General features: G+C 65.8%; 14 protein-coding genes. 6 read left to right on the forward strand and 8 right to left on the reverse strand.

Translation table 11 applies throughout. From position 1 onward, the window contains the following. The first annotated feature begins 19 nt into the window (after nt 1–19). The 4 genes from BAC01S_RS15205 (at nt 20) to BAC01S_RS15220 (ending at nt 4,341) form a co-directional block, all read left to right on the forward strand. On the forward strand, nt 20–1,201 hold the full coding sequence (locus BAC01S_RS15205; RefSeq protein ID WP_027795541.1) for a vWA domain-containing protein: 1,182 nt from the start codon (nt 20–22) through the stop codon (nt 1,199–1,201). A 63-nt stretch (nt 1,202–1,264) separates the two neighbouring features. After that, nucleotides 1,265–2,488: a benzoate/H(+) symporter BenE family transporter gene (locus tag BAC01S_RS15210; RefSeq protein ID WP_027795542.1), complete on the forward strand. Its 1,224-nt coding sequence runs from the start codon at nt 1,265–1,267 to the stop codon at nt 2,486–2,488. A 250-nt stretch (nt 2,489–2,738) separates the two neighbouring features. Next, nucleotides 2,739–3,698 (forward strand): transaldolase, encoded by a 960-nt coding sequence (gene tal / locus BAC01S_RS15215; protein ID WP_027795543.1) that lies wholly within the window; start codon nt 2,739–2,741, stop codon nt 3,696–3,698. 211 nt (nt 3,699–3,909) lie between these two features. Next, entirely contained in the window at nt 3,910–4,341 is a 432-nt protein-coding gene (locus tag BAC01S_RS15220; protein WP_027795544.1) for a VOC family protein, read from the forward strand. Between the two features lie 66 nt (nt 4,342–4,407). Here BAC01S_RS15220 and BAC01S_RS15225 read toward each other — a convergent pair whose 3' ends face one another. From BAC01S_RS15225 to BAC01S_RS15260, 8 genes are all read right to left on the reverse strand, one after another. Beyond that, nucleotides 4,408–5,589 (reverse strand): FUSC family protein, encoded by a 1,182-nt coding sequence (locus BAC01S_RS15225; RefSeq protein WP_027795545.1) that lies wholly within the window; start codon nt 5,587–5,589, stop codon nt 4,408–4,410. Between the two features lie 20 nt (nt 5,590–5,609). Then, nucleotides 5,610–7,160, reverse strand: a complete 1,551-nt coding sequence (mctP, locus tag BAC01S_RS15230) for a monocarboxylate uptake permease MctP (protein ID WP_027795546.1) — start codon at nt 7,158–7,160, stop codon at nt 5,610–5,612. After that, nucleotides 7,157–7,405: a DUF3311 domain-containing protein gene (locus BAC01S_RS15235; RefSeq protein WP_027795547.1), complete on the reverse strand. Its 249-nt coding sequence runs from the start codon at nt 7,403–7,405 to the stop codon at nt 7,157–7,159. Before BAC01S_RS15235 ends, mctP begins: the two co-directional genes overlap by 4 nt. 152 nt (nt 7,406–7,557) lie before the next feature. After that, a complete protein-coding gene (locus BAC01S_RS15240) occupies nt 7,558–8,760 on the reverse strand; it encodes a hypothetical protein (protein WP_027795548.1) in 1,203 nt (400 codons plus the stop codon). Then, a complete protein-coding gene (locus BAC01S_RS31395; RefSeq protein WP_043202371.1) occupies nt 8,757–10,007 on the reverse strand; it encodes an AAA family ATPase in 1,251 nt (416 codons plus the stop codon). The genes BAC01S_RS15240 and BAC01S_RS31395 overlap by 4 nt, the downstream gene beginning before the upstream one ends. Next, nucleotides 10,007–10,792: a hypothetical protein gene (locus BAC01S_RS15250; RefSeq protein ID WP_027795549.1), complete on the reverse strand. Its 786-nt coding sequence runs from the start codon at nt 10,790–10,792 to the stop codon at nt 10,007–10,009. Before BAC01S_RS15250 ends, BAC01S_RS31395 begins: the two co-directional genes overlap by 1 nt. A 216-nt stretch (nt 10,793–11,008) precedes the next feature. Further along, nucleotides 11,009–11,941: a class I SAM-dependent methyltransferase gene (locus BAC01S_RS15255; RefSeq protein ID WP_027795550.1), complete on the reverse strand. Its 933-nt coding sequence runs from the start codon at nt 11,939–11,941 to the stop codon at nt 11,009–11,011. Nucleotides 11,942–12,060: 119 nt separating this feature from the next. Beyond that, nucleotides 12,061–12,597: an energy transducer TonB gene (locus BAC01S_RS15260; RefSeq protein WP_169740124.1), complete on the reverse strand. Its 537-nt coding sequence runs from the start codon at nt 12,595–12,597 to the stop codon at nt 12,061–12,063. Between the two features lie 359 nt (nt 12,598–12,956). On the opposite strand from BAC01S_RS15260, the gene BAC01S_RS15265 reads away from it, so the two are divergent. After that, a complete protein-coding gene (locus BAC01S_RS15265) occupies nt 12,957–13,319 on the forward strand; it encodes a type II toxin-antitoxin system RelE/ParE family toxin (RefSeq protein ID WP_043202376.1) in 363 nt (120 codons plus the stop codon). Further along, nucleotides 13,316–13,639, forward strand: a complete 324-nt coding sequence (locus BAC01S_RS15270; RefSeq protein WP_027795553.1) for a helix-turn-helix domain-containing protein — start codon at nt 13,316–13,318, stop codon at nt 13,637–13,639. The genes BAC01S_RS15265 and BAC01S_RS15270 overlap by 4 nt, the downstream gene beginning before the upstream one ends. Nucleotides 13,640–13,685: the final 46 nt, after the last annotated feature.

Genomic DNA, 13,685 nt, shown 5'->3' on the forward strand with positions numbered 1-13,685 from the left:
GCGCGCCCGGAGGCCCCGCATGCTGATCGACTTCTTCTACACGCTGCGCGACGCGAAGCTGCCGGTTTCCGTGAAGGAGTACCTCACGCTCGTCGAAGCGCTCAAGGAGCGCGTGATCGCGCCGTCGCTCGACGACTTCTACTATCTCGCGCGCATGACGCTCGTGAAGGACGAGCAGTACTTCGACCGCTTCGACCAGGCCTTCGGCGCGTATTTCCGCGGCATCGAGAAGAAGTCGGAACTCGCGTTCGAGATTCCCGAGGACTGGCTCAAGAAGCGTCTCGAGCGCGACTTCACGCCCGAGCAGCGCGCGCAGATCGAGGCGATGGGCGGCTTCGACAAGCTCATGGAGCGCCTCAAGGAACTCTTCGAAGAACAGAAGGAACGCCACGAGGGCGGCAGCAAGTGGATCGGCACGGGCGGCACCTCGCCGTTCGGCAACGGCGGCTATAACCCCGAGGGCATCCGCATCGGCGAGGCCAACGATCGAGGCGGCCAGCGCAGCGCCGTGAAGGTGTGGGACGCGCGTGCTTACCGCGACTACGACGATCAGGTCGAGATCGGCACGCGCAACATCAAGGTCGCGCTGCGGCGGCTGCGCCGCTTCGCGCGCGAAGGCGCCATTGAAGAGCTCGATCTGCCCGGCACGATTCGCAGCACCGCCGCCAACGCGGGCTGGCTCGACCTCAAGATGGTCCCGGAGCGGCACAACAACGTGAAGGTGCTGATGCTGCTCGACGTGGGCGGCTCGATGGACGATCACATCCGGCGCACCGAGGAGCTCTTTTCGGCGGCGAAGGCCGAATTCAAGCACCTTGAGTTCTACTACTTCCACAACTGCGTCTACGACTACCTGTGGAAGAACAACCGCCGCCGCCACGCGGAACGCACGCCCACCTGGGACCTGCTGCACAAGTTCACGCCCGACTACAAGCTGATCTTCGTCGGCGATGCCACGATGAGCCCCTACGAAGTGCTGCAGCCGGGCGGCTCGGTCGAGTACAACAACCCCGAGGCGGGCGCCGTGTGGCTGCGCCGCCTGGCCGACCACTTCCCGCACTTCGCGTGGCTTAATCCGGAGCCGGAGCGGCTGTGGGAGTATCGGCAGTCGGTGTCGGTCATACGCGAGATTCTCGGCCACCGCATGTACCCGCTCACCATCGCCGGGCTCGAAACGGCCATGCGCACGCTCAGCAAGTGAGGGCGTGCGCAACGCAAGATCAGTGTCATCAAAACAACAACGCATCAACAGGAGATTCACAGCATGACCGCGCCTTCGTCGCCCGACCTTCAAGCTCTCCGGTCGGGACCGCTGCGGCCCTTCGCCGACACTTCGGTGTCCGCGGTGGTCGCGGGCTTCGTCGCGATGATGACGGGCTACACGAGTTCGCTCGTGCTGATGTTCCAGGCCGGCCAGGCCGCCCATCTCACCGAAGCGCAGATTTCCTCGTGGATCTGGGCGCTTTCCATCGGCATGGCCGTATGCACCATCGGCCTCTCGCTGTGGTTCCGCGCGCCCATCGTGGTCGCCTGGTCCACGCCGGGGGCCGCGCTCCTGATCGCTTCGCTACCGCACGTGCCGTATGCCGAGGCCATCGGCGCCTATCTCGTCTGCGCGCTGCTGCTCACGGCGGTCGGGCTCACCGGCTGGTTCGACTCGCTCATGAAGCGCATTCCCGGCGGCATCGCCGCCGCGCTGCTCGCAGGCATCCTGTTCGAGATCGGCATCGAGATCTTCCACGCCGCGCAGGTCCAGACGCCGCTCGTGCTCACGATGTTCTTCGCGTATCTCGCCTTCAAGCGCACGGCGCCGCGCTACGCCATCGTCGCGACGCTCGGCGTGGGCATCCTCGCCGCCGCCGCGCTCGGGCTGCTCGACTTCAGCCATTTCCGCGTGGCCGTCGCGAAGCCCGTCTTCACGATGCCGGCGTTCTCCGTGGCCGCGGTCGTCAGCATCGGCATTCCGCTCTTCGTCGTGGCCATGGCCTCGCAGAACGTGCCCGGCATCGCCGTGCTGCGCGCCGACGGCTACGACCACAAGGTCGTGCCCTCCTCGCCGCTCATCGCCACGACCGGCATCGCCTCGCTCCTGCTCGCGCCGTTCGGCTCGCACGGCGTGAACCTCGCCGCCATCACCGCCGCCATCTGCACCGGCCCGCATGCGCACGAGGATCGCAACAAACGCTATACGGCAGCCGTCTGGTGCGGCGTGTTCTATCTGATCGCCGGCACGTTCGGCGCGACCATCGCCGCGCTCTTCGCCGCGTTCCCGAAGGCGCTCGTCGTTTCGATCGCGGCGCTCGCGCTGTTCGGCTCGATCATGAGCGGGCTCACCAACGCGATGCAGGACCCGAAGCAGCGCGAGGCCGCGCTCGTCACCTTCATGGTGACCGCCTCGGGCCTCACGCTGCTTTCGATCGGCGCGGCGTTCTGGGGGCTCGTCGCGGGCGTGCTCACGCAGGTCGTGCTGAACGCGCGGCGGGCCTGATCGCGCCCCGGGGTCGCGCAACATCGCAACGCCCGCCGATCCGCCATAAAATGACAGATGTGCGCCGCGCCCCGTGCGCGGCCTCCGCGCCGTCCACCACCCGGGTGCGCCCTGTGCTGCTGAACATCGGCGACGGGACACCGGGGGCGGCGGCGCAGCAGCGCCCCTTAGCGTTTTGCCCTGGCGCCTTCCGGCGTCCGGCCGTTCAACACTCAACCGACACGGCGCGAGAGCGCCCTCAAGGCCTGACATGACTACCGCACTCGATCAGCTCAAGCAGTACACCACCGTCGTCGCCGACACGGGGGACTTCCAGCAGCTCGCGCAGTACAAGCCGCAGGACGCAACGACGAACCCGTCGCTGATTCTCAAGGCCGTGCAGAAGGCCGAGTACCGCCCGCTGCTCGAAAAAACCGTGCGCGATCACTCGGGCGAATCGGTCGAATCGATCATCGACCACCTGCTGATCGCCTTCGGCACCGAGATCCTGAAGATCATCCCGGGCCGCGTCTCGACCGAAGTGGACGCACGTCTCTCGTTCGACACGAAGAAGTCGATCGAAAAAGCGCACCACATCATCGACCTCTACAAGGCGGCCGGCATTGCGCGCGAGCGCGTGCTGATCAAGCTCGCCTCGACGTGGGAAGGCATCCGCGCGGCCGAAGTGCTGCAGAAGGAAGGCATTCGCTGCAACATGACGCTGCTGTTCTCGCTCGCGCAGGCGGCGGCGTGCGCCGAGGCGGGCGCGCAGCTGATCTCGCCGTTCGTCGGCCGCATCTACGACTGGTACAAGAAGGCCGCGGGCCCGAACTGGGACGAGGCGAAGGACGGCGGCGCGAACGATCCGGGCGTGCAGTCGGTGCGCCGCATCTACGCCTACTACAAGAAGTTCGGCTACAAGACCGAGGTGATGGGCGCGAGCTTCCGCACCACGAGCCAGATCGTCGAACTCGCGGGCTGCGACCTGCTCACGATCAGCCCCGACCTGCTGCAGAAGCTGCACGACAGCACGGAGAAGATCGAGCGCAAGCTTTCGCCCGAAGCGTTCAAGGACCAGCAGATCGCGCGCGTGCCGGTGGACGAGTCCTCGTTCCGCTTCCTCGTGAACGACGAAGCCATGGCGACCGAGAAGCTCGCCGAAGGCATCCGCGCGTTCGCCGCCGACGCCGTGAAGCTCGAAAAGCTGATCGAAGAGCTGCGCGCGCACTGACGCGCCTCGCGCAGGGCCGCGCCCTCGTGTGGTGCTGCCCTGCGCAAAATCCGGTCCTGCCCGCGCTCTCGCAAACCCTGGCGACACCCAGGGACGCCGCCTCGCCCGCGCGCTCCTAGAATCAGGGCAGCGGCTCACCGGGCCGCCCTATCCGGCCCCAACCCCGGCCCGGGTCCGGCCGGCCAGTCCTCCCTGCGCAAGGAAACCGACGATGCAAATCCAGCCCTACCTCTCCTACAACGGCGCCTGCGACGAGGCGATCGCGTTCTATGGCGAAGCGCTTGGCGCGAAGGAACTGTTCAAGATGCGCTTCAAGGAAGCGCCCCCCGATCCGGCGCGGCCGCTGCCGCCCGAACTGGCCGACAAGGTCATGCACGCGACGCTGCAGATCGGCGATGCGCAGCTCATGATGTCCGACGGCGGCTGCATGACCGGGCAAGAAAAATTTCAGGGCTTCAGCGTTTCGCTGACCGCGCCCGACGCCGCCACGGCCGAACGCTACTTCAACGCGCTCGCCAAGGGCGGCCAGGTAACGATGCCGTTCCAGAAGACCTTCTGGTCGCCCGGCTTCGGCATGCTGACCGACCGCTTCGGCGTGCCCTGGATGGTCAGCGCGCCGCCGCAGGGGGCGCCCGCCGCCTGACGAACGCCGGCGGCGCCTGGCGCTGTTTTCCGCGGGGTTTCCCCGAAGTCGGCAACGAAGCGCGCCTCACACCATGCGGTGCACCGAGGCGTGCTCGATATTCCAGCGCGGCTCCATCTCGAGCAGCAGCGCGCGCAGCGCCTCGACCTGCTCCTCCACCCGCTGGCCGAGCCAGTACGGACCCTGTAATTCCGGCGCAAGCGGGGCCGCCACAAGCGATAGCGGGGCAGGCTCGTCACCTTCGTCGTCCGCACGTCCCGCTGCCGCGACGACCGGCTCCGCGCGCAGCGCCCGCGCGGCCGCCTCCGGGTGGCGCCCGCCGCCGAAGCGCAAAGCCCGCGCCGTCGCCAGCAGCGCGCGCCGCACGCCGGCCCCGCCTTCGGCAAACGCCGCGCGCACGCTCTGCTGCTCGCAGCGCTCCATCCCCGTCGCCATCATTTCGAGCGCGCTCAAGAGCGAGCGGTGCAGCCGCTGGATCTGCTCGAGCCGGGCGACCGGCACGTCGATCTCCTTCGCCACCGACGGCATCAGCGCCCGCAGCTGCACGAGCCGACCGGTCAGGCGCATGAACGTGCGCACCGTCTCGTCGGGATCCGCGTGCTCGCCGTGCACCACCTGCGCGTAAAGGCGGGCGCACTCGCGCAGGTTGTCGGCGAGCCGGTAGCGCCATGAGTAAGTGGCATGCAACGGCAAGGCGAACGAAAACGCCAGCGCGATCACGATGCCCACCATCACGTTCAGCGTGCGCCAGAGGCCTGTGTCGATCAGGTTGTCGCCGTGGCCCGCGACGATGCACATCGTAATCGCGGTGAGGAGCGCGACGTAGCCCGGCTTGCCGATGGCGTGCCACGCGCAGACGCCCGCGACGATCGACATGAGCGCGCAGGTGAGCCAGAGCGAATGCGTGAAGGCCTGCACGACGATCAGCGCGAGGCCGATGCCGGCGCCGAGCAGCGTGCCGAGCGAGCGCTCGGCCGCCTTCTTGCGGATGTTGCCGTGATGCTGCAGCCCGCCGATCACCACGAGCACGGTCACGGACGACCAGATGCCGTGCGGAATGTCGATACCGGTGGTCGCGAGTATCGAGGCCAGCATCGCGAGACCCACGCGCACGCTATGGATCATGCGCGCATTGCGGTAGCGGTAGTACGGCGAGGCCAGCGAGCGCCACAACCGCGCGAGCCGCGAACGGCCGCGGCGCGGCGGCGTGGCGCCGATCACGGCAGTTTCGGGTTCGGAGCGGGCCATGGTGCGCGCGAAAACATGGCTCAGTTCTCCACGACGTCGAGATAGTCCTCCGGCCGCGTGCGGTCCTCGCCCTTGCGCACGCCGAGCACATGCACGAGCGCCGAGACGATGACAGCCACGACGAGGTTCACGATCAGCGACCAGACGGCCGCGTAGCCCGGCACGGCCATGCCGAACAGATGCACGACGAAGATCGAGCCCTTGAGGTGCAGCGAAACCGCCATCCAGGTGCCGGTGGCAATGCCGGCCAGCCAGCCGAGCAGGAGGCCGCGCCAGTCGAGCATGCGCGTATAGAGACCGAGCACGATGGCCGGCAGCGTCTGGATGATCCAGATGCCGCCGAGAAGCTGCAGCTGGATCGCATACGTGAGCGGCAACCCGAGGATGAACGCCACCGCGCCCACCTTCACGATCAGCGAGACCATCTTGGCGATGTTGGTCTCCTGCTCGTTGGTCATGTTGCGGTTGATGAACTCCTTGTGGATGTTGCGCGTGTACAGGTTCGCGGCGGCAATCGACATGATCGCGGCGGGCACGAGCGCGCCGATGCCGATGGCGGCGAACGCCACGCCCACGAACCACGGCGGGAAGAAGTGCAGGAACAGCGCCGGCACCGCGAAGTTCGGGCCGAAAGCCTTGAAGTACGGCGCGTACTCCGGCATGTCCTTCACGCCCGAGGCGAGCGCCATGAAACCGAGCAGCGCGAGCAGGCCGAGCACGAGCGAGTACGCGGGCAGCATCGCCATGTTGCGGCGGATCGTATTGCCCGACGACGACGAAAGCACGGCCGTGATCGAGTGCGGATAGAGGAACAGCGCGAGTGCCGAACCGACCGCGAGCGTGGCGTAGGCGCTGTAGCCGTTCAGGCTCGACGCATCGGGGGCCTTGAGCAGCAGCTTCGCGGGCGGCACCGCGCCGAAGATGTGGCTGAAGCCGCCCATCTGCGCGGGAATCACGATGATCGCGGCGGCGATCGTGATGTAGATGAGCAGATCCTTCACGACGGCGATCATCGCCGGCGCGCGCAGGCCCGAAGTGTAGGTGTACGCGGCGAGGATCGCGAACGCGATGATGAGCGGCAGGTCGCCAACAAAACCGGTCGTATCGAAGCCGAGCGCGCCGATCACCACCTCGATCCCCACGAGCTGCAGCGCGATGTACGGCATGGTCGCGACAATGCCCGTCACGGCGACGGCGAGCGCGAGCGTGCGGCTGCCGTAGCGCGCGCTCACGAAGTCCGCCGATGTGACATAACGATGACGCTTCGCGATGGCCCAGAGCTTCGGGAACACGACGAACGCGAACGGATAGATGAGGATCGTGTAAGGCAGCGCGAAGAAGCCGGTTGCGCCCGCGCCGAACACGAGCGCGGGAACGGCGACGAAAGTGTAGGCGGTATAGAGATCGCCGCCCAGCAGGAACCACGTGACGACGGTGCCGAAGCGGCGGCCGCCGAGACCCCACTCGTCGAGATGGGCGAGATCGCCTTTACGCCAATGCGCGGCGACGAAGCCGAGTATGGTGACGCCAATGAAAAACAGGACGAAAACGAAGGTCGCGGTCAGGTTCATCGCGCGCCTCCCGTTTCGCCTTTGCTGCGGTTCTTCGTCCGGTTCTTCGTCTTGTGATAGACGAGCGCCGTAATGCAGGCGCTGATCAGAACCCAGGCCAGCTGGTACCAGTAGAAGAACGGGAAATCCCACAGCGTGGGCTCGACCTTGTTGTACGACGGCACCCAGATCATGGCGATCCAGGGCAGCAGCAACAGCCAGAGCCAGTGCCTGCTGCTCTTGCCGGCGTCGGCGTCGTGAGCCATGACGTCTCCTCTTTTATGGTGTCGCGCGAGCCGCCCCCGTGGCGACCCCTGGCCCGGCAGGCCGGTAGCCGGCCAGGTCCCCGAAAACGACAAAGAGAGTATAGAGCGCCGTGCGCCGGGTCAAGCCGGGGGGATCCCAATCCGGGAGGGCGTCATGGGGCGGCGGGACCGCTCCCAGGCATCGCGCTGAATTCCTTGCGCCCGTCGGAGCCCGACGAGAAGGACGGCGGCATCCCGGTATCGAATGCCGCCTGGAACTTCGGCCAGAAGCCCTCGCCCCAGTCGCGCATTTTCGCGATATAGGCGAGCTTGTCGGGAAACCGATCGGCATTCGGTCCATGCCACTCCGAATCGCGCACGGACAGTGCGGTGCCCGACGTGACGCCATCCAGTTCGGGATCGAACAGATAAGACACTTCGAGCAGCCCCCAGGTCTCCGCACGGGTAAATCGAACGTCAACCAGATCCTGCGGATAGTCCACGCCTTTTGCCGCGAGATCGCCCGCTGCGGCACGATCCAGCGCCGACATCCTGGTCGCGCGATCGGCCCACTGCTGCCATGGCGGCGTGAAGTAATTGTTGATCAGCCAGCAGGCCTGATGTCCGAACGGCGTGACCGAATCGAGGGAGAGGTAGTTCACGTCATGATTGCCGCTCACACACCCCGACGCCGCGGGAAAACCGGTCCCGGGCTGGTCGTTGCTGTGCACGGCGAATACGCGCACCGCACCCACGAGTCTGCGGTGCTCGATGCGGCCCAGGAAATAGGCAATGCCCGAGCCGCCGCGCGCCTTGATACTGCTGTTTGCCAGCATGGCCCACTGCCCCGGCGGAAGCGGCACTTCGTAGCCGGCAACCGCTATCGACTGGCGATAGGTCCGCCCGACAAAGGCGCTGTTCAGACCCGACGCATCGCTGCTGGTCGTGGCGGTCGGCACAGCCATAGAAATCTGCGCGTTCACGGGTGCCTGCGCGGATGCCTTGGGGAGTGCCTTCGCGGGCATGTTCGAATCGGCCGTCGTCATGGCCGCTTTCGCTTGCCGCCCCTTGGCCTCCGCGCGCGCCACGATGGCCGCCGACGCGCCCTGCGTCGCCGCAGGCTGGGGCGTTGCGGCCGTGGCCGTCCGCGCAATGGACTCGGCCGGCGGCACGACGGGGGCCGGCGGCGCGTGGTAAGCAATCGACTCAGGCAGCGCGGGCAGCGGCGTGTTGTCTACCGTGCGCCAGCTGGGCGGAAAGCACACGACCCCGGCCGAGAGCAGTACGGCGACCGACAAACAGGCACGCCACAATGGCGCCCGCGCCCACAGGGAATCGGACTTGCGATCGGTGGCGCCCTGCACGTCTGCGCTCATGCTTCCGGCCTGGCAACGACGGCGCCCGCATCCGACACGAGCCGCACCCGGGCGAAGCCGTGCTGTTTGGCGTCGATGAGCGTATCGGCGAGCGACTCTTCCACGGCGCGCACCAGATCCCGCGACGAAGCCCCGACGCCGATGCGCTGCTGGCGTCGCATCATGTCGATCAGGATGTCCGGATCGATGCCTTCGTTCGCGACGTCGAGTCCGTAGCTCTTGATCATCGCTTCGATTTCGAGCGCCGCGACGCGTGCGATGTCGAGACCGGAAAGCGACTTGAAGACGAAGATGCGGTCGATACGATTGAGTACCTCGGGCGCGAAGCCCGCTTCGCGCAGCGCATTCGTGGAAGCCCGCCGCAGCTCGTCCGCGTCGTTGGCATAGGTAGCGCTCAAAGCCTGCAGATCGTCCGTTGCCGCGTTCGTGGTCAGGACGAAGATCGCGCGCGTGGTCGAAATCTGCTTGCCGTCGGACGCTTCGGTAATGAAGCCGTCGTTCCAGGCCGTGAGAAAGTTCTTGTGAATCTCGGGGTGCGCCTTTTCGATTTCATCGAGCAGCACCACGGCATCGGGCGTGTCGCGCAACGCGGCCGTGAGCTTGCCGTAAGTATTCGAGCCCACGTAGCCCTTCGATGCGCCGAAGAGCTGCGTCGCCGCATGCGCTCCGCCCGAAAACTGGGTCATGTCGAAGTGCAGCAGAGAGCGGCCCAGCTCCGCCGCAAGGCACTTCGCCAGATAGGTTTTGCCCGTGCCCGGCGGCCCCGCCAGCATGAAAACACCGATAGGCTTGTTGCGCTGCCTGAGGGCGAGGCGACGGCGAATCTGGGCTGCCATGTCGCTGCAGACCGCGTCCTGGCCGATGACCTTGCTTTTCAGGGCGTCGGCCAGCTTCTCCGCGTCGATGATCTGTGGCTCGGGCTCCTGTGCGAGCTTCTGCTCGAGCGCGCTCCGATTTGTGAGCCTGTCAAGTGCGTCCATTACCCACCCGTCTGCCTTGGCATCGGGATGGCGCTTCCGATGCCGGTCGTGAAATAAGCCCGCGAAAGCGAGCAGCCAGAAAACGATCGCAATCCCTAGCAGGGTCCATGCATGACCATGCAGAAAATCCGCCGCTTCGTGTCCGTAGCGCTCGAGCGGCGCGGCGTCGGGACTGTGCTGCAACAGGAACTGGGCGAGCGCCACGCACGCCATGACAACGAAAGCCAGCGGGGCGAAGCGCGTCGCGAGAGAATTGAGCCAGCGCATCAGTTCGTCCTGACATTCAAGGTCAGCACCTGACCTACGCTCATGACCGGCAGGACCGCCTGCGCGGCGCCGGAAGCCAGGCCCACCGTGATCCCCCCGCCATCGCCGTCACGCACGCCCGTGATCCGGATCTGGCCGTTTGCCGGCACCGGAACCGCGAAAGTCAGTCCGCGGTTAGTTAGTGTGACTGTTCGCGAATAGCCGGCGCTGTCGATGCGAACGACATCGCCGTCTTCGACATCCGAGTCCCAAAGCCGTACCCATGCGAGCGTCAGGCGTGTCCTCTCGCCAACGGCACCGGCCGGTGCGGGCGAGGGCTTCGCGACGCGGGCCGTGTTGGGTGCGGTTGCGGGTGCAACGGCGGCGTTCGCCGGCGAGCGCTCGCTTGCCGAGAGCGGCGACGCCGATGCGGCATGAGCAAGCGCGGGCAACGGCGCGCTCGCAGGTGCCATCGCCGCGGCGATCGTTGCCCGATCGGCCGGACTCAGGTGCATCGAGCCGAGGGCAGCCGGAATGTCTTTCGTATCCACCTGCGCCAGTGGCAGATATTTGAGCGCGTTGAAGGCGTCGATGCGAGCCTTGCGATCGGCATCGCTCACGTCGTCGCCGGACCCTGCCGCAAAGGAGGAAATCCCGGACGTGTAGAAAACGCCCGTGGTGAGGATGACGGCGACCGTCGCCGTCGCGAGAACGGACTTCGCGAGAACCCGGCGATGCCGGTTCTGTTTGTCCGCTTGCCGCGCTATCTGCGCGGTTGTCTGCGTTTCTGGCCTCTCGACGCCCATTGGGTACCCGCCCCGATATGTTGTTCTAGCGCGGAGTCTGCAATTTTCTTTGGACCGCCGCGCGAATTCGAAGAGAGGATATCTTGAATCGAGACCTTCGGGAACCTGGCCTGCAAGCGCGCACTACCAATTACATTTGGCCAACAAGCCTCGCGCCTCGGCGCAATGAAAAAGGCCGGTCAGCGACCGGCCCTGGGCGACTCTCGGCTCGCGCCCTCAGATCGAAAACGTCACGCCCTGCTGACCGCTCGCTTCGCGCAGCGCCTTCACCCACTGATGGGCGGGCAGGCCAAGGCGGGTTTCCAGCAGGCGCGCACGCTTGTCGAGCGCCGCCCACGTGACCTCGAGCGCCGGCCCCGAGAAGGCAACGGCGATGCGATTGCCATCGTGCACCTCGGGCAGCGCGATCACGCGGCCCTCGAACGCTTCGTTCAAACGCTTCATGTTGCGCACGAAGCTCGGGTGATCGCCGAACAGGTTGACCGTCGCGATGCCCGCATCCGTGAGGCACGCGCGCGCGGAGCGATAGAACGCGACGCTGTCGAGCACCGGGCCGCGCGCCGTGGCGTCGTAGACGTCGATCTGCAGCGCGCCGATCGTGCCATGGTTCGCGCGGTCGTTCACGAAGTCCCACGCGTCGAGCTCGCGCACGGCGAGGCGCGCGTCGTCGGGCGGCAGCTCGAACATCGTGCGCGCGGCCACCACCACGGCAGGATTCAGCTCGATCGCCTCGACCTTCGCGGGACGCAGATACTGATGCGCGAACTTCGTGAGCGCCGCGGCGCCAAGGCCGAGCTGCACGATGCGCTTCGGCGTCGCGAGGAACAGCAGCCACGCCATCATCTGCTGCGCGTATTCGAGCTCGATGTGATGCGGCTTCTTCAGGCGCATCGCGCCCTGCACCCACTCGGTGCCGAAGTGCAGATAGCGCACGCCGCCCTCTTCCGAGAACGTCACCGGCGCGAAACGCGGCTTGCGCGGCGCTTCGATGAGCGGCGCGTGTTCGAGGTCTTCGGCGGCGCGGCGGGCACGAGCGGCGGTCTTCGCGGCCTTGTCGACCTTCGCGCGCGGCGCGGCTGCGAAATCGGCGTTGTGGTCGGTGCGAAATGCGCGCGCTTCGGCCGAGGCGCGTTTGATCAAAGTCGTCATGAAAATTCTTCTTGCTGAATAGGCAAATTAGCGGGCGGACCAGAGCATAGCATTCGTCGCGGCTCGTACCGGCACAATCCGCCGCAATCCGGCATCGACGGCGCGGGTGGCCTATCCGCTCAGTTGCACGCCGTCGCACCGCCAACCGTGTTGCAATGCTGCACGCTCCAGTGGCTTTCGCCGGTGAGCCCCGTGCCCGCGCCCGCTCCGTCGCTTGCAGAGGCCCCGTCTTTCAGCGCAATGGGGTCGATCTTCGCGGGCCGGAAATGCATGTCGATTCGCGAGACACGCAGGGAGGGCGGCACGGCCGGCAGAGGCAGGACGGCGTCGATCGCGCGACGGGCGGCTTGATCCCACTCGTCGCTACCGCTCGTGCCTGCCAGCGTCACCGAAGTAATCGCGCCGTCCGGTGCGACGCGGATCGTGACGACCGCGACCGGGTCGCCGGTCAGCTTGCTGCTTCGCGCGCGCAGGTTGCTTTCGATTTTGCAGGCGACGTAGCGCCGCCATTGCGGTGCGCTCAATGTGGTTTCGGCAGGCGCGGCAAAGCCAGGCGTGGCGACGTAGGCAAGGCAGCGCTGCGTCACTTGCTCGGGCGTGAGCCAATGGTGAGGACCCGTCGACGATGCCTCTTCAGACGCGCAAGCGCCGAGCATAAGCGCGAATGCTGCTAGCACAGCAGTTAGAAGCTGGCGTTTTCCGTTCATTGTCGTCTCTTCTCCCCCCGACGATAGTTGTGCGTGCAGCGACGTTGCCTTGGCATGCTAACGCGGCGCTGCAAGCCTCGCAAATAGCAGACTCGGCGAAACGTCATATATCCCTTGGCCGACTTCCCGCCTGCTTCGACTAAAAGAAAAATACGAAGCACGGCGCCGCCGGGCTCGGCATCCATAAAAACAAGCATTCCTGACGACTTCATAGTCGTCTCCCCACCGTCTGCACGTCTCCCCTGCGCCGAGTCATGTCGTTTGCACATATCCCTTGCAAATATACCCAAATAGATATAAATTCGCCAATGGAACACGACACCAAACCCCTCTACTGGGTCGGCACCGCGCGCAAGGACTTGAAAGCGATGCCCGACACGATACAAGACACGTTCGGCTATGCATTGCATCTGGCCCAGACGGGACGAAAGCACGAGCGGGCCAGGCCATTGAAGGGCTTTGGATCGGCGGGCGTGCTAGAAGTCGTCGAATCGGCGGAGAGCGGCACGTACCGCGCGGTCTACACGGTGAAGCTCGGCAATGCCGTGTACGTGCTGCACTGTTTCCAGAAAAAATCTCGCTATGGCATCGTGACACCCAAGCCCGACATGGACCTGGTTCGCGAGCGTATCAAGGCGGCCGAAGCGCATGCGAAAGGAGAAGTGAAATGATCGAGATCGAACGCGGCAGCGACAATGTCTATGCCGACCTGGATATCCCCAATGCCGACGAAATGCTCGTCAAGGCGCAGCTCGCCACAAAAATTCGGGAGATCATCCAGGCACGGAAATGGACTCAGCAGCAGGCGGCCAAAGTGCTGGGCATGACGCAACCCAAACTTTCGAACATGCTGCGCGGGCAGTTTCGCGGCGTGAGCGAAACGAAGATGCTGGAATGTCTCGCGAAGCTCGGGCGCGACGTGCGCATCGTCGTTGGCCCGGACCGCCATTCGGAAGCCGAAGGGCATATCGAAGTCGTATTCGCCGCCTGATCGCGCAGTACCAAGCGCAGTACCAAGCGCAGTACCGAGAGCGGTC

The sequence above is a fragment of the Paraburkholderia acidipaludis NBRC 101816 genome, from assembly GCF_000684975.1.
GTDB lineage: Bacteria > Pseudomonadota > Gammaproteobacteria > Burkholderiales > Burkholderiaceae > Paraburkholderia > Paraburkholderia acidipaludis.

Bases quoted from the DNA above. Each gene is read 5' to 3' on its own strand.
- BAC01S_RS15255 (WP_027795550.1), bottom strand. From the start codon at position 11,941: ATGACGACTTTGATCAAACGCGCCTCGGCCGAAGCGCGCGCATTTCGC.
- BAC01S_RS15235 (WP_027795547.1), bottom strand. From the start codon at position 7,405: ATGGCTCACGACGCCGACGCCGGCAAGAGCAGCAGGCACTGGCTCTGG.
- BAC01S_RS15265 (WP_043202376.1), top strand. From the start codon at position 12,957: ATGGAACACGACACCAAACCCCTCTACTGGGTCGGCACCGCGCGCAAG.
- BAC01S_RS15270 (WP_027795553.1), top strand. From the start codon at position 13,316: ATGATCGAGATCGAACGCGGCAGCGACAATGTCTATGCCGACCTGGAT.
- mctP (WP_027795546.1), bottom strand. From the start codon at position 7,160: ATGAACCTGACCGCGACCTTCGTTTTCGTCCTGTTTTTCATTGGCGTC.
- BAC01S_RS15250 (WP_027795549.1), bottom strand. From the start codon at position 10,792: ATGGGCGTCGAGAGGCCAGAAACGCAGACAACCGCGCAGATAGCGCGG.
- BAC01S_RS15220 (WP_027795544.1), top strand. From the start codon at position 3,910: ATGCAAATCCAGCCCTACCTCTCCTACAACGGCGCCTGCGACGAGGCG.
- BAC01S_RS15210 (WP_027795542.1), top strand. From the start codon at position 1,265: ATGACCGCGCCTTCGTCGCCCGACCTTCAAGCTCTCCGGTCGGGACCG.
- BAC01S_RS31395 (WP_043202371.1), bottom strand. From the start codon at position 10,007: ATGCGCTGGCTCAATTCTCTCGCGACGCGCTTCGCCCCGCTGGCTTTC.
- BAC01S_RS15260 (WP_169740124.1), bottom strand. From the start codon at position 12,597: ATGCTCGGCGCTTGCGCGTCTGAAGAGGCATCGTCGACGGGTCCTCAC.
- tal (WP_027795543.1), top strand. From the start codon at position 2,739: ATGACTACCGCACTCGATCAGCTCAAGCAGTACACCACCGTCGTCGCC.
- BAC01S_RS15205 (WP_027795541.1), top strand. From the start codon at position 20: ATGCTGATCGACTTCTTCTACACGCTGCGCGACGCGAAGCTGCCGGTT.
- BAC01S_RS15240 (WP_027795548.1), bottom strand. From the start codon at position 8,760: ATGAGCGCAGACGTGCAGGGCGCCACCGATCGCAAGTCCGATTCCCTG.
- BAC01S_RS15225 (WP_027795545.1), bottom strand. From the start codon at position 5,589: ATGGCCCGCTCCGAACCCGAAACTGCCGTGATCGGCGCCACGCCGCCG.